A 20,988-nucleotide genomic window follows, 5' to 3' on the forward strand; every position below is an offset into this window, starting at 1 on the left:
CAAGCGCTGTTTTCCTTACGTCACCCATCCTCCGTTAGGACTTATGACCTGGCCATTAATATAACCTGACTCAGGAAGCGCAAGAAAATAAACTAGGGACGATATTTCATCAGGCCGTGCCAATCGTCCAGCAGGGATTTCTTCTTCCAAACTGTTAATTTCGCCTGCATCCAAATGATCCAACATCGACGTATCTACCGCCCCTGGAGCCACAGCATTCACTGTTACGCCAGAAGGCGCAACCTCTTGAGCCAGTGCTTTAGTGAAAGCGTTAATGCCTCCCTTGGTAGTGGAGTACAATACCTCGCACGAAGCTCCACATATGCCCCACACAGACGAAACATTCACAATACGGCCATAGCGTTGGGAAATCATATGCGGCATAAAAACCTGCGTACACAAAAAAGTTCCCTTAACATTCACGGCCATCACTTCGTCCCATTCCTCTTCCGATACATCTGAAAGCAGCCCATAATGAGATAATCCAGCATTATTCACTAGAATATCTGGCTTCATTCCGTGATTATCCAGCTTTTCCCGCATACGTTCAATCTGCTCCTTACTCCGCAGATCGGCTGAAACAGTCATTACCTTGCCTGAATAAGTCATGCAACGACGAGCAACTTCATTTGCTTTTTCATGGGACTTCATGTAGTGAATGACCACATTCATCCCTACTGCTGCAAAACGTTCAGCAATAGCCGCACCAATTCCACCACTTGCTCCTGTAATCAGCACAGTCGTATCGCCAATAGCCTTTAACTCTCCGCCCTCGGTGGTCATCGGTTCCCTCTCCCTGGACATTACGGACTCACCACCAGCGATATTGCCATTTGATCCCACTTTATATGATCTTTCAGACGACGGTTTACATCCTCAAGCGTGATACTTTCATAAACCGGAAGCAATTGAAAAAAATCACTGTCGCGGAAGCGATGTCTTGTAAACTCATGCGCAATATTTTCGGGAGAATTGAGAGTGCGTAGATAACCGCCGATCTTCTTTTTGCGCGCTCGTTCAAAATGTTCTGCTGCAAACCCCTGCTTCTGAATAGACTCTACCTCTTCTCGTATCCTAGCCAACAGCCGATCAGGGTCTTTGGTATCCCCGCCGATCGCAGAAAATGCATACCGTTGCGTACTATTGTACTCATGGCCAAAACTGTCCGAAATCAGGTCCTCATCGTAGAGCTTCTGATATAGCTGTGTACTGGAACCAAACAAGAGATCAAGCATCAGCTTGGTTTCCAGATCATGACGTAGCAAAGCTTCTCCCGTTAGACCTACTTCAGCCTCCTTGAATCCAAACAGCAACTTTGGCAAAGAAACAGCCAGCTTTACCTCATGACGCGGCTCTGCAACCGTTGTGGGTTCATCATCGAAAATCCGCTCGATCTCCCCCTGCGGCTTATAGTCCTTTTTCGCCTGATTATTACGTACCAATTCGGTTATTTCGGCTGGATCCACTCCACCTACTACAAAAAGAATCATATTACTTGGATGGTAAAAAGCTTCATAGCAACTGTACAACGTTTCCTTCGTAATCGTACTGATGGATTGAATAGTACCTGCTATATCAATATGCACCGGATGGACCTTGTACAATGCCTCAATCAGACCAAAGTAACTCCGCCAGTCGGGGTTATCTTCATACATATTGATTTCCTGGCCTATAATGCCTTTTTCCTTCTCCACATTTTCATCTGTAAAGTAAGGATGCTGAACAAAATTGACTAGTGTGGTCAAATTCTCTTGAATGCGTTCGGTTGCCGAAAACAGATATACGGTCTGATCAAAGCTCGTAAATGCGTTCGCCGATGCTCCATTAGAGGAAAAGGTAGCAAAAATATCGCCTTCGGGCTCTTCAAACATTTTATGCTCCAAAAAATGAGCTATGCCATCCGGCACCTTGACGGACTGTTGACCTTCTACCCGGAAATGATTATCAACCGAGCCATATTTAGTTGCAAATGTGGCATACGTCTTCTGAAAGCCCGGTTTGGGCAACACATAAACGTGCAAGCCATTATCCATTACTTCATAGTACAGCGTCTCCTGCAAGTGCTCATACGATATATGCTCCAACGCTATTCCCCCTTCTGGTCTCTCAAGAAATAAATAGTGTCCAGTCGGAACGTCCGGGCGGCATCCTGAACATCCTGCACCTTGACTGCCTCCACCTGGCTCAGCAGCTCCTCGACCGTCCGCTCTTTGCCGGAAAGCTGTCTGTTAAAATCATAGGCAATCATCTCAAAAGCGGAGTCCTGCATTTCCTTTAGCAAGTTGCGTATCATTGCCTGCGTTTGGGTCATTTCCAGCTCGGTAATTGCTCCATTTTGTGTATCTTCCAGTTGCTTGCGGATAATAGTAACCGCTTTTTCATAATTAGGAATTTCGATACCGGATTGTATTGTGCCAATGCCTTTATGCCCGTCATAGCGTGACGAAGCATAATACGCCAAACTCTCCTTCTCCCTCACATTGACAAACAGCTTTGAATGCGGATACCCACCCAGAACGCCATTGTACATTAATGCAGAAGCATAACGTTCATCGCCATACGTAATAGAGGTTCGTAGCCCCATGTTGAGCTTGCCTTGGTTTACATCAAGACGCTCTACTATAGTTTGAACATCACGTTCTACCGATTTGGGCTGTTCAGGTACATATCCCGTTTCCGTCGAGCGGTTTAATTGAAAATAGCGATCCACAAACTTTTCAACTTCTTCCAGCGTGGTATCTCCCACGACGTATAAATCCATGCTGGCATTATTCAGCCAGTCTCCATAAGCCTCATACAAATTTTGTGCATTTATGCTGTCTAGATCTGATCGTTGACCAAGAGGATGCAGACGATAAGGCTCATCTTTGCACATCTCCTCCATACAACGCTCCCCAGCATAACGTATTTTATCGTTAACTATAGATTCCAGCTTCTTACGAACATTTTCTCGTTCCTGCTGTACATATCCCGTTTGAAATGCACCGTTTTCCAATGCAGGCTTCGTCAGAACCTCTCCAAGGAAAGAAAACGAACGATCCAGCAAACTATCCGGACTGCTTACAAAGTTGTCATTAATTGTATCCATGCGAAATTGCACGATCTGATAATCTCCACGTTTATATACATCGAATCCAAAACCCGCACCATACAATTGTTCTAACTGCTCTCTAAATTGTGTAGTCTGCGGATACGATTCTGTACCCCGTCGCAGAACGAAAGGTACCAGTCCCACACGAGTTACAGTTTCCTCACGTAGCGGAGTACCTACATACAACGATATGGCGAACGTCTTAAAGCGCTTGGTGGGCAGTACATGAATCCTTAGTTGTCTGCGTGTGCCACGCTCGAAACCTGTTTTGTTCAAGTCCAAAACTCCTTTGTGACGTCAATTTGCGTCTAGCCTTTGATTAGCAATAGCTACTGTACATCTTTTTCCTGTAAAGAGGTAAAGTGTACCAATCTATATTCTAACCATGCAAAAGCCAAGAAGCAACCGGAGACAAGCTCCCGGCTGCTTCGGCGTTTTACATGCAGAAAATATGTTCCCCGATGGTTTTCACCTGCGGACGGCTCCAAATCCATTTGGAGGTAGCTGTTTTAGGGTTAAAATAATATAGACATCCTCCGCTTGGGTCCCAGCCGTTCAGGGCTTGACGTACCGCCTTTTGTGCAGTCTCATTCGGCGTGAGCCAGATTTGGCCGTCTGCTACAGCAGTGAAAGCCCCCGGCTGAAAGATTACCCCAGACGGTGTATTCGGAAAACTTGGCGACTTGACCCTGTTCAAAATAACAGCCGCCACGGCAACTTGTCCTTCAAACGGCTCACCGCGGGATTCACCATAGACCGCATTGGCCATGATTTTAAGATCGTTTTCAGACAGTCCCATGGTGTTGGCTGATCCCATCGTTTCCTCATTTTGATCAGATTTATCGTTTTTGTTCGCTGCCTGTCCCTGATCAGAACCTTGATTATTACGATGCATAGGCGTTTCCGTCGGCTTCCAGTGTGGAGTAGCATTCACCAGCTTTAATTTGGTTTTCGCACCTACCACTCCATCGGGTCTGATACCAAACTCCTTTTGAAAACCCTTTACAGCCTTTAGTGTACTGCTGCCAAAATGGCTGTCCACTTTTCCGCCAAAAAAACCCAGCAGCTTCAATCGTGATTGCAGTTCATATACATCCTGGCCATAAGTGCCAAAATCAACCGCTTCTGAACTGAATGTCGGCTGAACAGGCTGCGCCGCTGTTACTTTCTGCTGCGTGCTTGGCGACTCTACTCGCTGCTGTACAGAGTCGTTTTTAAAAAGTCCTGTGTACGTAATAGCCGAGGCTGCGAGGATACCCGTGCAAATCCAGACCATTGTTTTTTTCATATGCTGCGCTCTACCTTTCTTTTGTGGGATTAACAGGATGGCTACGTTTATTATGACAAGCTCCGCTAGAAGCTATTCACCCTTTTAATCTTCTTTGAGCAGGCAGTTCCACACCTCAAAAAAACATCACAAAAAAACGCTATTTGCGTGCATGGAGTTGTCATATTTAACAACTCATCATGCGTACAAACAGCGTTTAAATGGAATGCTGATAAAAGATAATGCTCAGGAGCTAACTTTATTTTGCTGATATTGTTCCATTGAGATAAGTACCTCACGGGGCTTACTTCCCTCGTAAGGACCGATGACACCGCGGGCTTCCATGGAGTCAATCAGTCGGGCAGCACGTGTATAACCGATCCGCATACGGCGCTGAAGGAGCGAAACGGAAGCTTGTTTAGCCTCCAAAATGATGTTGACAGCCTGATCATACAGCTCATCCAGCATTTCATCCGCATCAGTGGATACCTCTTCCACCTCAGGCACAAGCGTTTCATCATACTGAGCTTCACCCTGTTCACGCACATAGTTAACAATGTTTTCCACTTCCTGATCACTCATAAACGCTCCCTGAACGCGGACTGGTTTGGAAGCCCCCATCGGCATGAACAGCATGTCACCACGTCCAAGCAGTTTCTCAGCACCGCCCATATCCAGTATGGTGCGGGAATCCACCTGCGAAGAAACGCCGAAAGCAATACGTGAAGGAATATTGGCTTTAATAACCCCTGTAATTACATCAACCGAAGGTCTTTGTGTTGCAATAATCAGATGGATGCCTGCTGCACGCGCCATTTGGGCAAGTCGCGCAATCGCATCCTCCACATCTCCTGCAGCAACCATCATTAAATCTGCCAGCTCGTCCACAATAACGACAATGTAAGGCAGAAATGCATCCGGGTTATCCTTCATCAAATTGTTGTAGCCCTCAATATTACGGGTGCCTGATTTGGAAAACAGCTCATATCTTTTTTCCATTTCAACTACGATTTTCTTCAATGCCAGTGAGGCACGCTTGGGATCAGTCACGACCGGAGCCAATAAATGGGGGATTCCGTTATACACGTTCAACTCCACCATCTTGGGATCAACCATCAGAAATTTCACCTCATCTGGCTTCGCTTTGTACAAAATACTCGTGATAATCCCATTGATACACACCGATTTACCCGAACCCGTAGCTCCAGCTACAAGCAGATGGGGCATCTTAGCTAAATTACCAACAATCGTTTGTCCTGCAATATCACGGCCAAATGCAATCGACAAATTGGAAACTGATTCCTGGAAAACTGTCGTTTCCATTACCTCACGCATGGTTACGATAGAAACTTCATTATTCGGAACTTCTATTCCTATGGCGGACTTGCCGGGAATAGGTGCCTCCATACGGATATCCTTTGCAGCAAGCGCAAGTGCAATGTCATCCGTCAGACTTACAATCCGGCTAACCTTCACGCCAATGTCCGGCTGGATTTCATAACGTGTGACGGCTGGACCACGTACAACCTCCAGCACTTTCGCCCGAACACCGAAGCTTTCCAGCGTGGCCTCCAGCTTGCGTGCTGTTTGCATGTAATCCTTTTGTCCCATACCTTTGCCTGCATTTTGCGGTTTGGCAAGCAAACGGAACGATGGAAGCTTGTACGGCTTAGGCGGTGGTGGAGCTGGAATAGCTACATTGTTTCCTTCAGCTTCTTCGCCTGTCAATCCATTAGCAATCGTCTGAGCCAGCTCCTGAGCTTCTTCTGATGTCCCATGGATCGTTGCCGAATCATTTATATTTATATTCGTATTCGCATCGGCATCCATAAAATTACTATCCAGAGGTTCATCAATGGAATCGTTCCGCACTCCACCTGTCAGGGAGTCTTCAAGTTCAGCCTCTGATCTTTTTTCCTCATTTTTCACTTGTTCGAAGAAGTCCCTAATGATTGGCGATCTTTTTACCGGAATTGAGGCTTCCTGCTCAACGTGTTCGATTACGTCAGACAGCTCTTCTCCCTGATTGCCATTTCTCCACTGAGGCTGCACGTCACCAGCCTCATATAGAAGATCATGTTCATCTTCATCCGCATGTGCAGTTTGCTCTTCCTTGTCCGCCTTATCTGTATTTTTAAGGCCAAACAACTGAAAGAAAATTGGCTGCTTGCGTGCTGGAGGCTGCATTTCATCAAAATCATCATCCATATCCTCTTCATAGGCAGGAATAGGCTCAGATTTGGGTTTTCTATTTCCACTGCCTTTGCTAGATGCAGAAAGCGGAGTGGCTTTACCAGTCCATTTTTTCCGCACGCTTCCCCCGGCTGTCAGTAGCTTGGTCTTTACAATCCGCACTAAATCCACATAAGACAGCTGGGTCATCAGCATAAAACAAATGACGAACATGACAATCATGATCAGCTTAGCTCCTGTGAGACCAAACAGCCACAACAGAACGGTAAGCTGTAATGCGCCAACGTAGCCCCCGCTAATATCCTTATTCAGCATCGAGGTATGGCCTTGCTGATCAGGCGACAGCAACTGCTCACGCATATCTATATGTATCTGGCTCATCACTCCGCCCGGCTGAAGCGCGTTAATCGGTCCCAAACGCTGCTCCATAGATGAAATAGAACTCATAAGTGTAAAGGCAAATACCAACAACAGCAAACCCGTCTTCCGTGAGTTCCACTGGTTCGGCCACTTGCGGTGAATCATCACCATCAGACCATAATAAATGCCAATCAGGGGAATCACAAAATAGAATTTCCCCAGTACAAGCCCAAACATCTTGGATAGCGACCGACCAACTGCCGCTTCACCCGATAACGCAATGACCGCCAATGTAATCAGCACAATGCCGTAAATTTCATATTTTAAAACTCCGCCAAATATGGCTTTCTTTTTTCTTTTTCTTCTTCTGGACATACAAGGTCACCCCCCAGAAGAATATTATACCACGTCACTCGCTATCCGCACATATGTTCTTTTTCAGCAGCAATTGACCTATTTCTGTACTATTCGACAGCTTCTATGACCACTCAATGATCTGACCTGGTCCATAACGAGGATTGAGGTAGGCATCCAATGGACAGTCCAAGAGCCTTACTATGATCCCCCTACGACTTTCAAGCGGCTGTACCTGCATAAGCAGACCATCTACCCGGACCTCTACAAGCTCCTCTGCCTCCTTCCACATACCTTCCCACACCAATTCCATTGGCATTACAGTATATAGTGTCATTGGGGCAGCTCCTTGCTGTGCTCACTTGAAAGGGTTCCTGTAGGGGTGCCTGTGGCATTGGGCGAAAAAGGTGCATAAGGGGGCTGCTGTGGAGTCCCTGTCATGCCGTTCTGCTGACGGCGCGTCTCAATGATGGTATTCAACTGTTTCAGCGCCTCTCCTATACCACCAACCGCATCCATCAAACCGTATTTTACTGCATCAATTCCTCCGACCGCTGTACCAATGTCGCGGTTTAATTCACCAGTTTTGAACATCAGTTCCTTAAACCGCTCTTCTGTAATGCGAGAATGAGAAACGACGAAGCGGACGACACGCTCCTGCATTTTTTCCATATATTCAAAAGTCTGTGGGACTCCGATGACCAGGCCGCTCATACGAATTGGATGAATGGTCATCGTCGCACTCTCGGCAATATAAGAATACGTAGAAGATACAGCAATCGGCACACCGATGCTATGTCCACCTCCTATAACAATGGTCACTGTTGGTTTACTCATCGATGCGATCATTTCTGCAATAGCCAGTCCTGCCTCTACATCACCACCAACTGTATTCAGCAAAATCATTAATCCTTCGATACGTGGGTTTTGCTCTGCCGCTACCAACTGCGGAATAATATGCTCATATTTTGTTGTTTTGTTTTGAGGCGGTAAGATGAGGTGTCCTTCAATCTGACCGATAATCGTCATACAAAAAATATTGGACTCGCTTCCGGGCATGGAGGTTTGACCCAGCTGCTGTAAAGCCTCCATAGCAGGTAAAACGGGTCTTTGTCCAACCTCTGGTTGTTCTGGCGCTTCCGTTTCCTCGTTGCCAGAAGATAAATTGCTGTAATGTTCCATATGGGTGATCTTCCTTTCGCTATACGCATCTATGTGCCCCGTCTTCACCCTATAGTATGGGATGGAAATGGAATATTTTATACCCACCTCCATGCCTTTCCTCGACCCTAAAATCAAAAAAAGCCTCTCTTTCCGCGGAAACCGTCCAATATTTCCTGCGGGAAGAGAGGCGACTGTGTGCCTGTGACTTAAGTTTTTAATTCAAGTTTTTGAACATATTTCAATCGAATCACACTTCCATTATAATTGGCAGAATCATCGGTCTGCGACGAGTTTGCTCATACAAGAAGCGACCCAGTGCATCCTTGACATTTGTCTTCAGGGAAGCCCATTCATTTACATTTTCACTCATGAGCTTATGCAGTGTACTTGAAACAATACGATTTGCTTCATCTAGCAAACCTTCTGATTCACGAACATACACGAAACCACGGGAAATGATATCTGGGCCTGACTTAATCGTCCCATCTTGCTTGCTCAGTGTGACAACCACTACCAAAATACCGTCCTGTGACAACAATTTGCGGTCGCGCAACACGATATTTCCTACATCTCCTACACCTAGTCCATCGATCAGTACGTTACCTGCTGTAACTTTACCAGCTCTGCGTGCTCCGCCATTCTGAATTTCAATGACTTCACCGATATCCGTGATAAAGATATTTTCAGGCTCGATACCTACTCCTTCAGCCAGAAGAGCGTGACGACGTTGCATTCTGAACTCGCCGTGAATTGGCAAGAAGAATTTTGGTTTCATCAGATTCAGCATCAGCTTGAGTTCTTCCTGGCTGCCGTGTCCAGAAACGTGGATACCAGGATTAGCTGCGCTGTAGTATACATTGGCACCCAGACGGAACAGCTCATCAATAGTGCGTCCAACATATTTTTCATTACCTGGTACCGGAGTAGCTGCGATGATCACTGAGTCCCCTGGAAGAATATCTACCTTACGATGCGTAGAACGAGCCATTCTTGTCAAAGCGGACATCGGTTCACCTTGACTACCTGTGCAGAGAATAACTACGCGATCCGCTGACATTTTACCAACTTCTTCAGGCTCAATCAGCATTCCATCTGGAATTTCCAAGTAGCCCAAATCAGAAGCAATACCTACGACATTAACCATACTGCGACCAATCACCGTTACTTTGCGTCCGGTTGCCTCAGCAGCATTAATGACCTGCTGAATGCGATGTACGTTCGAAGCAAAAGTGGCTACGACCACACGCTGTCTCGACTTGCGGAAAATATCTTCCAACACAATGCCAACGCTCTTTTCCGAAGGTGTAAAGCCCGGTTTTTCGGCATTGGTACTGTCTGACAATAGAGCCAATACGCCACGTGTGCCAATCTCAGCCATACGCTGCAAATCTGCATATTGTCCGTTCACCGGAGTATGATCAAATTTGAAGTCTCCTGTATGAACAACAGCGCCTTCAGGAGTATCAATGCAAACACCTACTGAATCAGGAATACTATGGTTGGTTTTGAAGAATGTTACTTTCAATGTGGAGCCCAGTTTGATTTCGGAATCAGCATTGATCAAAATACGTTTGGTTTCACCAAGCAGATTCGCTTCCTTCAGCTTGTTTTCCACCAGTCCCAGCGTCAATTTGGTACCATATACAGGTACATTCAAATGTTTCAGCACGTAAGGCAAACCGCCAATATGGTCCTCGTGACCATGAGTCAGCACAATGCCTCTTACTTTGTCGCGGTTCTCTGTAAGGTAGGAAATATCAGGAATAACGATATCGATGCCAAGCATGTCCTCTTCCGGAAATTTCAGACCGGAATCCACCACGACAATGTCATTGCCGTATTGAACGACATACATATTTTTCCCGATTTCACCGACGCCGCCCAAAGCGAAAATCATCAATTTATCGTTGTTTGTTTTTTTAGACAAATGAATCTAAACCTCCTATGGTAGTTGGACGTCGTACCTTGATTTGTTATTTAATTTTCAAAAAAATACCGCACCCAGTCACTTGACCCCATTATACATGATTAAAATACGAAAAAACAAGTCATCCTGTTCGTTACGCTAGGTTTCCCATTGCCTTCCCAAACCATAAGTAAGTGTCATTTTATCTACATACCTGATTAACAGCATAGCAAAAAGGACGTTCTATAAGAACGCCCTTCATGCCAGAGGACCTTGTCAGACAATAACCGAGTCGGTGTTGCACCTACCGACTGCCCTTAACAAGGGTACTCCTTATATTTATAAACATCTTACAGCTATTTCTTTTTAGCGGGTAAATAAATTCTTAATAAACTTCGCTTCATCTTCGGTAGGAGGAATAAGCGGCAACCGAACTGAACCTACCTTAATCCCTCGTAATTCTAATGCATACTTTACAGCCACCGGATTAGGTAGAGGATGAGGACAGCCGAACATGCCCTTAAAAATTGGGAACAACTGCTGATGCAGTTTGGCTGCCTCCTGCGCGCGTCCCCCTACAAATGAATCCAACATCCGCTTCATTTCTGCACCTACCACGTGGCTCGCTACGCTGATAATGCCATAAGCACCTACAGCCATGGCTGGCAGTCCGGATGCATCATCCCCGGAATAAACCAGAAAGCCTTCTGGTGCTGACGCTGCAATCTGTGTGACCTGTGCAAGTGATGCACATTCTTTGGTTCCTACAATGTTCGGAATTTGTGCAAGTCGCAGTGTCGTTTCAGCTGTTAGGCTGGCTCCGGTACGGCTTGGAACATTATACAGTATAGCTGGAAGGGATGTGGAGTTTGCAATACTTTTGAAATGCTGATACATCCCTTCCTGATTCGGTTTATTATAATATGGCACTACCAGCAGCACACCGTCTGCTCCCGCCTGCTCCGCAGCACGGGTGAGATGGATGGAATGACGTGTATTATTGCTTCCCGTCCCGGCAATAATTTTACATCGCCCAGCTGCTTTTTCTACAACAAATGCAAACAACTTAATTTTTTCATCATCGCTCAGGGTAGGAGACTCCCCTGTTGTTCCAGATACAACAAGTGACTCTGAATGCTGTTCTTCTATTAAGTAATCAATCAACGAGGACAATGCAGTCCAGTCAATCTCTCCTTGCTGATCAAAAGGTGTCACCATTGCGGTAATCAATCTGCCGAAGTTCACCATGCTGCCTCCTTTTTTTGCAAGTCCGAGCACGGACAATGCGCCTATTGATGGAGTTCAAATTTATTATGCAATGCGCGTACAGCCTGCACCATATCTTCCTTTTTAACAAGTACCCAGATCGTGGTGTTGGAATCTGCCGATTGAAGGATCTGTACGTCTGATTCTGTCAATGCCTCCACAATTGTCGCCATAATACCTGGTACCCCGTTGATACCACCGCCTATGACCGAAACTTTAGCACATCCGGCCAGTATCTTAGGCTCTAGTCCTAAACCGTTAAGTACTTCAACCGCTTTGCTTCCATCATTATCAAATACGGTATAAACCGCCCCTGATGGAGTTACGTTAATAAAATCAACGCTGATTCCATGTTCAGCCATAGATTTGAACACTTGTAATTGCAAGTGCTCCAAACCTGACTTTAATTCAACAGTAATTTGAGTAACATTGCCGACATACGCAATACCGGTCACGAAACGGTCTACGATATCTGCCTGCACGTCTTTAAAGCCTTCTGGGTGGGTAACCAACGTCCCCTCTCCTTCGGAGAAGGTTGAGCGAACCCGTACCGGAATATTCGCCTGCATGGCGATTTCAACAGCACGAGGATGGATCACCTTGGCTCCCTGATGAGCCATATTACAAATTTCTGTATAGCTAACATGTGCAAGCGGCTTCGCATTTTCCACAATACGCGGATCAGCGGTTAATATACCATTCACATCTGTATAAATATCCACCATATCTGCATGTAGAGCAGCCCCCAGCGCCGTAGCTGACGTATCGCTGCCTCCCCGACCAAGGGTAGTCATATCACCATCAGCAGTTTGTCCCTGAAAACCTGTCACAATGACAACTCTGCCTTGGTTCAGCTCTTCCACAATCCGGTCTGGCTTGATATCCAAAATGCGAGCATTGCCATATTGATCATCCGTAATAAAGCCTGCCTGTGCTCCAGTCAGCACCGTAGCAGGAATACCTTCCTTCTCCATCAGGCTGCATAACGTAGCGGCAGAAATGATTTCACCACAGCACAGCAGTAAATCCCGCTCGCGCTTAGGAAGACTGTCACCGTTAGAAGCCGCCCAATCCAGCAGCGTGTCCGTTGCATAGGGCTCTCCTTTTCTCCCCATGGCCGACACAACAACAACCAATCGAAGATTTTGCTCCAGCTCCCGCTTCACATGTGCCAGCACAAGTTGACGCGCTTCAGGTGTGGACAGCGAGGTTCCCCCAAATTTTTGCACCAAAATACCCATTATTTTTCCCCCATATTACTCCCTGCTTTAGGAACGTTACTCCGCCTTTGCAGCAATAATTTCCGCGATTTGCACCGCGTTCCATGCCGCTCCCTTGAGCAGATTGTCGGATACGACCCACAAATTCAATCCACGGCTATTGCCCAAATCACGACGTACACGCCCTACGAATACGTCAGGTTTTCCTGCAGCTTCGGATGCCAACGGATAAAGCTGGGCAGTAGGATCGTCTACCAGCGTTACTCCAGGTGCGGAAGCCAGCAGATTACGAACTTCTTCTAGATCATAATCATTTTTAAGCTCTACATAGACAGATTCCGAGTGACCATATACAACAGGAATACGAACGCACGTTGCCGTTACGTCTACAGAATCGTCACCTAGTATTTTTTTCGTTTCGCGTACCATTTTCATTTCTTCCAGTGTATAACCATTATCCTGGAATTTATCAATTTGCGGAATAGCATTGAAAGCAATCTGATGCTTTACTGGCAACGAACCTACCGGCAGCAAATCTGGCTGAACTTCATCACCGTTAAGAATGGCTGCGCTTTGACGATTCAATTCATCAATAGCACGGCTTCCAGCGCCGGAAACGGCCTGGTACGTGGATACTATGATACGAGAAATGCCATACTGATCATATAATGGTTTCAAAGCAGCTACCATCTGAATGGTGGAGCAGTTCGGGTTCGCGATAATTCCCTGATGCTCGGCAATTTTGTCGCTGTTCACCTCAGGTACTACAAGAGGAGCTGTCGGTTCCATTCGGAATGCGTTGGTGTTGTCAATGCAAACTGCCCCATGACGAACAGCATGCGGCGCCAGTTCCTTACTCACGTCTCCGCCTGCACTAAACAAAGCAATGTCGATTCCTTCAAAGCTGTCGGGGGTAGCAATCTCTACTGGAATCTGCTGGCCTTTAAAGCTAATTAACGTGCCGGCAGAACGAGGCGAAGAAAGAAATTTGATTTTGTCCACAGGAAAATCGCGTTTTTCCAGCAGATTTACGATCTGTTCCCCTACAGCGCCTGTCGCTCCAACGACAGCTACATTAAACTTTCTATTGCTCATCTGGTGTATCTCCCCTTCTCGACTAAAAAACCATTTTTTATTCTGAAAGCATCCACCGCCAACAAGAAATTAGACCCGATGGATTATCGAATCATCTTCTAGGCGAGGGATGCTCAGCAGTTAATTATAGTACTTCATGGGGTCTTGCGTTCCACAATCATCGGCTGAATCTGCCTGCCCTGCAATGCTTCATAGGCAGCCTCGGGAATCAATTCCATATTGGCTACAAGCGAGTTCGGCTTTTTAACTGGATTATCCTGTCCGAACGGCACAAAAAAGATGTTCTTGGCTACTAGTAACTTGGCGATATTGGCAGCATTTAGACCAAGTCCATCATTAGTAGATATGGCTAAAAGAAGTGGACGGCCGTTGCGTAATTGCGCCTTGGCAGCCATCAAAACCGGACTGTCCGTCATCGCATTCGCTAACTTGCTCATCGAATTCCCCGTCAAAGGTGCAATCACCAGCACATCGAGCATTTGGGAGGGTCCCAGTGGCTCAGCCTCCACAATTGTAGAAATGATATCATTCCCTGTTATATCTTTCAACTGTTTTTGCCAACTTTGCGAAGTACCGAAGCGAGTATCCGTTGTTAGTACGGTATTGGATATAATGGGAACGACCTTCGCACCCTCATCAACAAAGCGCTGTATAACAGGCATTACCTCTTCAAATGTGCAATGTGAGCCTGTAATAGCATAACCTACCGTTTTCCCTTGCCAACTCATTGTGCATCCCCCCGATCAGGATTATCTTCCATTAACAACTGCACCAGCGTATTCGCTATAATGGTACCAGCAGTTTTGGGAGCAACAATACCGGGAAGACCGGGGGCAAGCATAGCCGTAATTCCACGCTTTTCCGCATACCGGAAATCACAACCGCCTGGGGCGGAAGCAAGATCTATAATCACGGTACTCAGTGGCAATTTAGACAGAATTTGCGCTGTGATAATCATAGAGGGTATCGTATTAAAAATCAAGTCAACTCCCTTTGTCTCATTCGCTAAATCCCTTGTCATAAAAGGCTTCCAACCCATCTCCACGGCTCTCGCTGCATCCTCCGCCCGCCGTACTCCAACTTTCACTTTGGCTCCCAACCCCTGTAGTGCCTTTGCCATGGTAAATCCAGTCCGTCCCATGCCTAGAACCATACAATCTGCACCATGGATCGTAAAATCAGTATGCTGAATTGCCATCATCAGTGCGCCTTCAGCCGTAGGTATAGAATTGTATATGGCCACATCATCTCTCTCCAGCAGCTCAACCAGCTTCAATTCATGCCTGGTACAAATTTCTTTTAAGTACGCTCGCGCCATTCCTGTATATACAACGCAATGCGGTGGAAGAGCAGCAGCATGCTCATTCAGAAACTGGAGCTTTTGTGCTCCGAAAAGTGCATTCACGTTGCCTTCCTCATCGCATCCCACCACTGGCAGAATCAGTGCGTCTGACGATTCCAGCAGCTTGACAGACAATGGCTCTAATGTGACTCCTTTGAGTGGTACTTCGAGCTTGTCAAAGCCGACCACAGTGACAGTAGCATCCATGTCGACACATTTGCGGATTACCTCAAGCTGCCTCGCATCGCCACCCAAAACAACGATGCGCATTCCTGTTAGCATCCGGATCACTCCTTTCCGAGACACGATATGCTTTTATTCTATGCAGATGCCCGGGAAGGGGTGAAAAAACACAAAAAAAGCCGCCCCTCTACGGAACGACTTTTATGTGTATGCTTACTCTTAAGCGAGTAATATTGAAGCTTCCTACAAAATGGACAATTGTATTACACTGCATGCAAGTGAACCGTAGACTCAGCGTCCTGTATGACCAAAGCCTCCAGCACCGCGTACAGTTTCAGACAAATGGTCTACTTGTTTTAACTCCACCTCAGGCACAACCTGAAATACCATTTGTGCAATTCGCTCATTGCGCGTAATGGTGAACGGTTCCTCGCCTAAATTGATAAGAAGCACCTTAATCTCTCCACGATAATCTGCATCAATCGTTCCAGGCGTGTTAAGACAAGTAATACCATGCTTGAGAGCCAGTCCACTACGCGGACGGATTTGTGCCTCTAATCCTGCTGGCATAGCTATTGCAAATCCAGTTGGAATGAGACAACGTTTGCCAGGTTCCAGAACCAAATCCTCCTGTACTGCTGCATACAAGTCAAATCCCGATGCAAGCTCTGACATTTTGCGGGGGAGCTCAATATCTTCATTGCCCCCGAGTCTGTTAATTTCAACGTAAGTTAACAAAATAGTCCCTCCTCATATCCTTAACCGCTGAATCGCTCGCTCCGACCATTGACAGAGCAAACGGCTCCGAAAACATCCGATCCAGCACTTTGTTCACATCATCAGCCGTCACTTGTTCGATGTGTTCGATCATTTGATCCAGCGTATAATGCTGACCCAACATTAACTCATTTTTTCCAAGACGGTTCATTCGGCTACCCGTACTCTCAAGGCTTAAGATCAGACTTCCTTTTAGCTGCTCCTTGCCTTTACGAAGCTCATTAGCGTCCAAACCATTGATAGCCACATCTCGTAACAGCTCCAGCGTCAAATCGAGCACATCCTTTGTTTGCTTAGGAGCGGTACCTGCATAGATTGTGAACATTCCACTATCGGCATGGGAGCTATGATAGGAATAGACCGAATAAGCCAGTCCGCGTTTTTCACGAATTTCCTGAAATAAACGTGAGCTCATGCCCCCGCCGATCGCGTTATTCAGCAAAACCATAGCATACTGGAGATCGTCGCCTATTGCAAATCCAGGCAGAGATAGACAAATATGATTCTGCTCCGTTGCTTTCTCATGGTACAAGAGCTGACCGTTAAACGCAGGTACTGTCAGTGGCGTAACGGTTCCGTGATTATCGAAATGCCCAAAATGTTGCTCCAGCAATTCTACAAGACGATCGTCAACATTACCAGCTACACTGATAACTGTATTGTCGATTGTATAGTGCTCCTTCATATAATGGCTGAGATGTGAGCTATCCATAGCTAGCAGGTGATCTTCGGTTCCGAGAATCGGATAAGCCAGTGGGTGTTCGCCATAGGCCGCCCGAGATACAAGATCGTGCACCATATCATCCGGTGTGTCCTCGTACATGGAGATTTCCTCCAAAATCACATTTTTCTCTCTTGCGAGCTCTTCCTGATCCAATTTGGAATTAAAGAACATATCAGACAGTACATCGACTGCGATCGGTAGATGCTCATCTAGCACTTTCGCATAATAGCACGTATATTCCTTCGAAGTGAAAGCATTAACATTTCCTCCGATGGCATCGAATTGCTCAGCGATTTCCTTAGCACTAAAACGCTCTGTTCCTTTGAAAAGCATGTGTTCAATAAAATGAGAAATACCGCTATTGTCAGGTGTTTCGTTCCGCGAACCGGTTTTAACCCAGATGCCGAAAGAAACAGAACGCACGGTTGGAATTTTTTCGATGACCACTCTTAGGCCGTTTTTGAGTTGAATTCTTTCCACGCTTGGCCCTCCTAAACTGAATTGCATACTTTGCCATAATGTTCAATCCTAACAGAAAAAAGACGTTCACTCAACCGGAGCTGGTAGCTGCCGATCAGGGGAAAGCGTCTGACTGACAGTTCCAAGCACAAGTCCTTTACTACGAATGGCATGAATCATACCTTTGAGAGCAGCAGCCGAGGATTCTGTTGGGTGCATCAATATCAGGGAGCCTGACTCAACCTTGCTGTTGATTTTATGAACCACCGATTCCGGTGACGGATGTTTCCAATCTACGGTGTCCAATGTCCACAACACAGTTTTGAGTCCATGCTCTGCGGCTATATCCACTGTTTGTTGATTAAAATCCCCCGATGGAGGGGCAAACCAATTATTTTTGACACCCAAAGTTTCTTGAAGAAGCATTTCCGTCTTTTCGATTTCTTGTACGGCTCTGGCTCGGCTCAAACGACTCATATTGGGATGAGAATAAGCATGATTCGAAAGCTCATGCCCTCTTCTTTGAATTTCCTTGGCGAGTTCAGGATTTTTCTTCAACCAACTTCCATCAAGAAAAAATGTAGCCTTAACCTTCTCCTGATCCAATGTATTCAATATAGGCACGATAAACTCATTCCCCCATGCTACATTGATCATGAAGGATACCATCGGTTTTTCAGGATTGCCCCTGTAAATGGGGACATTCCCCAGTTGATTTAAATGTATTTTGGGTGCCAATTGGCGATATACATATTGAATAGGCCGATCTGGAGCTGCAATGGCTTTGCGATAGGTAGCATCCAAATCGACTTCCAGTCCGTTATAACCTGGAATAGCCTTCCATACCCTGTCGACCTTGGCATCAACTGGTTCTCTCCGCTGACGTGCTGCTTCTGTCCTTAGTCGCTGCATAAGCGCATTATCAGGTAAAGCTGCCACCGCCATCGTGGGTGTAGCTTCAAGCTCTTCGACTCCTGTAGCGTTTCCATTACGTAATTGACTAGCGTAGTCACGAACCCCGCTAAACTGCCCGATTACCAGTGTGATGGCTAAAGTGGCTACCACCCACACTGCTCGTTTCACCCTACTCATCATTCCTTCATCCTCCCGCTCGTTTGTCCACATTGTATGCGGGGAGGACAAGATCTATGACGTAGTAAGCTATAGAAGCCCACTTGGGTGCAGCTTGTGCATATGTATGAAAAAAGAGCCAGAAACGTAGCTCTGCCTCTTTCCAAAAGCTTAATTTATGCTATTCAAATCCCTTATTCTGTACAAACGTATAGACTCCCTATTACAGTAGTTCGCGGTCTCACAACCTAGGACTTAGCAGGAGCTTCAGCCGTCAGTACTGCCTTACGGGACAAATTGACGCGACCTTGCTGATCGATTTCAGTTACTTTCACCGTAATCGTATCACCAATAGCAATGACATCTTCAACTTTGGCTACACGCTCAGTAGACAGTTGAGAAATATGAACCAGACCATCTTTACCCGGTAAAATTTCAACAAATGCGCCGAATTTCTCAATTCGTTTGACTGTACCGATGTAAATCTCGCCGACCACGACTTCTTTTACGATACCTTCAATAATGGAACGCGCCTTCTCATTCATCTCTTGATTTGTAGAAGCGATGAACACACGACCATCTTGTTCAATATCGATTTTCACGCCGGTTTCTTCGATGATCTTGTTGATGATTTTACCACCAGCTCCAATAACATCACGGATTTTGTCCGGGTTAATGTGCATTGTCATAATTTTTGGAGCGTACGGAGACAATTGCTCACGTGGCTTCTGGATCGCTTCCATCATTTTGCCAAGAATGAACAAACGTCCTTCTCTGGCTTGCTTGAGCGCATCCTGTAAAATATTGCGGTCAATACCGTCAATTTTAATATCCATTTGAATGGCAGTTACGCCTTCCGCTGTACCAGCAACTTTAAAGTCCATATCGCCCAGATGATCTTCCATACCTTGGATATCTGTCAGTACGGAAACATGATCTCCATCCTTAATCAATCCCATGGCCACACCTGCAACTGGAGCTTTAATCGGTACACCTGCATCCATCATAGCCAGTGTGCTTGCACAAATACTAGCTTGTGAGGTCGATCCATTCGATTCCAGTACTTCGGAAACCAGACGGATCGTGTACGGAAATTCAGTTTCGGAAGGAATTACTTTGGAAAGCGCACGCTCACCAAGAGCACCATGTCCGATTTCACGACGACCTGGCGCGCGCAAAGGACGAGCCTCACCTACGCTGAATGGAGGGAAATTGTAATGATGCATGAAGCGTTTGGTTTCTTCCAGATCAATACCGTCTAGAATTTGTACATCCCCTAGAGCACCAAGAGTACAAACGCTAAGCGCCTGCGTTTGCCCGCGTGTAAATAAGCCTGAACCGTGCGTACGCGGCAAAATGCTAGTGTCACTTTCAATTGGACGAATTTCGTCAAGCTTACGACCATCAGGACGCACTTTATCATGCGTAATCAGACGACGGACTTCTTCCTTAACGATATCATAGAGAACTTCGCTCACATCACTCAAAAGCTCAGGTGTCTCTATGTATTGTGCTTCAAAATGGGCAACAGTCTCTTCATTAACGGCATCAATCGCCTCTTGACGGGCATGTTTTTCTGCAATTTTAACAGCTTCCACCAAACGATCAGCTGCATAAGCACGTACTTCACTGTTCACTTTTTCATCAACAGCGTGCAGCTTAACCTGCATTTTCTCTTTACCTGCTACTTGCACCAATTGTTCAATAACTGCCACAATGTTCTTAATCTCATCATGTCCGAACATAATAGCTTCGAGCATAACTTCCTCTGGAATCTCATCGCCTTCTGCTTCCACCATCATAATGGCATCTTTTGTTCCAGCTACAACGAGATACAGATCGCTTGCGTTCTGCTGTGCAATATCTGGATTAATCACAAATTGTCCGTTTACACGACCTACAGCAACCCCGCCAATTGGACCGTTAAAAGGAACATCCGAAATACTGAGTGCTGCCGAGGTTCCAATCATGGCTGCAATTTCAGGTTCACAATCCTGATCAACACTCATGACTAGGTTTAACACCTGCACATCATTACGGAAACCTTCAGGGAACAATGGGCGAATTGGACGGTCTGTCAAACGACTGGATAAAATCGCCTTTTGACTCGGGCGTCCTTCACGCTTAATAAATCCGCCAGGAATTTTCCCCACAGCATACAATCTTTCCTCATAGTTCACGGTCAGCGGAAAAAAGTCCAAATCTTTCGGTTCACGGGAAGCGGTCACAGTACACAGCACAACTGTTTCTCCGTAACTCACCTTAACTGCCGCATTGGCTTGTTTTGCAAGACGTCCTGTTTCAAGCACCAGCTTTCTTCCGCCGAGTTGCATTTCTACGCGTTGCTCCATGGTATCCCTCCATTTCATTTCATTGTAAAAGTTCTATACACATCCAGTATTTCCTGCGCAGGTCTTATTCATAAGAAGCTCACAGACAAAATAGGATATGTAATTCAAAAAAAGATTCCTCATTTCAAAAAAGAACCCGGCTGCTGTCCGCCGTCGCCTTAGCAG

17 protein-coding genes are annotated in these 20,988 nt (G+C 46.0%); all 17 read right to left on the bottom strand.

Annotated elements, in window-relative coordinates:
• Positions 1-15: 15 nt before the first annotated feature.
• Positions 16-783, bottom strand: a complete 768-nt coding sequence (gene ymfI, locus ACXHJ1_RS21740) for an elongation factor P 5-aminopentanone reductase (RefSeq protein ID WP_016821000.1) — start codon at positions 781-783, stop codon at positions 16-18.
• A 20-nt stretch (positions 784-803) separates the two neighbouring features.
• Entirely contained in the window at positions 804-2,084 is a 1,281-nt protein-coding gene (yfmH, locus tag ACXHJ1_RS21745) for an EF-P 5-aminopentanol modification-associated protein YfmH (RefSeq protein ID WP_107734219.1), read from the bottom strand.
• A gap of 2 nt (positions 2,085-2,086) precedes the next feature.
• Entirely contained in the window at positions 2,087-3,367 is a 1,281-nt protein-coding gene (yfmF, locus tag ACXHJ1_RS21750; RefSeq protein ID WP_167438447.1) for an EF-P 5-aminopentanol modification-associated protein YfmF, read from the bottom strand.
• A 160-nt stretch (positions 3,368-3,527) separates the two neighbouring features.
• Positions 3,528-4,379, bottom strand: coding sequence for a spore cortex-lytic enzyme (gene sleB, locus ACXHJ1_RS21755; RefSeq protein ID WP_107734221.1), 852 nt, complete (start codon positions 4,377-4,379; stop codon positions 3,528-3,530).
• Positions 4,380-4,604: 225 nt separating this feature from the next.
• Positions 4,605-7,286, bottom strand: coding sequence for an FtsK/SpoIIIE family DNA translocase (locus ACXHJ1_RS21760; protein ID WP_167438448.1), 2,682 nt, complete (start codon positions 7,284-7,286; stop codon positions 4,605-4,607).
• Positions 7,287-7,389: 103 nt separating this feature from the next.
• Complete coding sequence (locus tag ACXHJ1_RS21765) at positions 7,390-7,602, bottom strand: YlzJ-like family protein (protein WP_019687008.1); 213 nt, start codon at positions 7,600-7,602, stop codon at positions 7,390-7,392.
• On the bottom strand, positions 7,599-8,447 hold the full coding sequence (locus tag ACXHJ1_RS21770; RefSeq protein ID WP_017427948.1) for a ClpP family protease: 849 nt from the start codon (positions 8,445-8,447) through the stop codon (positions 7,599-7,601). The genes ACXHJ1_RS21765 and ACXHJ1_RS21770 overlap by 4 nt, the downstream gene beginning before the upstream one ends.
• A 229-nt stretch (positions 8,448-8,676) precedes the next feature.
• Entirely contained in the window at positions 8,677-10,356 is a 1,680-nt protein-coding gene (locus ACXHJ1_RS21775) for a ribonuclease J (protein WP_013370737.1), read from the bottom strand.
• A 345-nt stretch (positions 10,357-10,701) separates the two neighbouring features.
• The gene (dapA, locus tag ACXHJ1_RS21780) at positions 10,702-11,583 is read right to left on the bottom strand and encodes a 4-hydroxy-tetrahydrodipicolinate synthase (protein WP_016820993.1); all 882 of its coding nucleotides are present in this window, start codon (positions 11,581-11,583) and stop codon (positions 10,702-10,704) included.
• Positions 11,584-11,624: 41 nt separating this feature from the next.
• Entirely contained in the window at positions 11,625-12,842 is a 1,218-nt protein-coding gene (gene dapG, locus ACXHJ1_RS21785) for an aspartate kinase (protein ID WP_016820992.1), read from the bottom strand.
• A 36-nt stretch (positions 12,843-12,878) separates the two neighbouring features.
• Positions 12,879-13,916 carry an aspartate-semialdehyde dehydrogenase gene (locus tag ACXHJ1_RS21790; protein WP_016820991.1) on the bottom strand — a complete coding sequence of 346 codons (1,038 nt, stop codon included), beginning with the start codon at positions 13,914-13,916 and terminating at the stop codon, positions 12,879-12,881.
• A gap of 134 nt (positions 13,917-14,050) precedes the next feature.
• The gene (locus ACXHJ1_RS21795; protein ID WP_016820990.1) at positions 14,051-14,644 is read right to left on the bottom strand and encodes a dipicolinate synthase subunit B; all 594 of its coding nucleotides are present in this window, start codon (positions 14,642-14,644) and stop codon (positions 14,051-14,053) included.
• On the bottom strand, positions 14,641-15,540 hold the full coding sequence (dpsA, locus tag ACXHJ1_RS21800) for a dipicolinate synthase subunit DpsA (RefSeq protein WP_107734223.1): 900 nt from the start codon (positions 15,538-15,540) through the stop codon (positions 14,641-14,643). The genes ACXHJ1_RS21795 and dpsA overlap by 4 nt, the downstream gene beginning before the upstream one ends.
• 192 nt (positions 15,541-15,732) lie before the next feature.
• Positions 15,733-16,179, bottom strand: coding sequence for a dUTP diphosphatase (dut, locus tag ACXHJ1_RS21805; RefSeq protein ID WP_016820988.1), 447 nt, complete (start codon positions 16,177-16,179; stop codon positions 15,733-15,735).
• Positions 16,163-17,422 carry a M16 family metallopeptidase gene (locus ACXHJ1_RS21810; RefSeq protein ID WP_107734224.1) on the bottom strand — a complete coding sequence of 420 codons (1,260 nt, stop codon included), beginning with the start codon at positions 17,420-17,422 and terminating at the stop codon, positions 16,163-16,165. The genes dut and ACXHJ1_RS21810 overlap by 17 nt, the downstream gene beginning before the upstream one ends.
• A 66-nt stretch (positions 17,423-17,488) precedes the next feature.
• Positions 17,489-18,496: a polysaccharide deacetylase family protein gene (locus ACXHJ1_RS21815; protein ID WP_107734225.1), complete on the bottom strand. Its 1,008-nt coding sequence runs from the start codon at positions 18,494-18,496 to the stop codon at positions 17,489-17,491.
• Positions 18,497-18,720: 224 nt separating this feature from the next.
• The gene (gene pnp, locus ACXHJ1_RS21820) at positions 18,721-20,823 is read right to left on the bottom strand and encodes a polyribonucleotide nucleotidyltransferase (RefSeq protein WP_016820985.1); all 2,103 of its coding nucleotides are present in this window, start codon (positions 20,821-20,823) and stop codon (positions 18,721-18,723) included.
• Positions 20,824-20,988 lie beyond the last annotated feature (165 nt).

This window comes from Paenibacillus sp. ALE2, assembly GCF_054113385.1.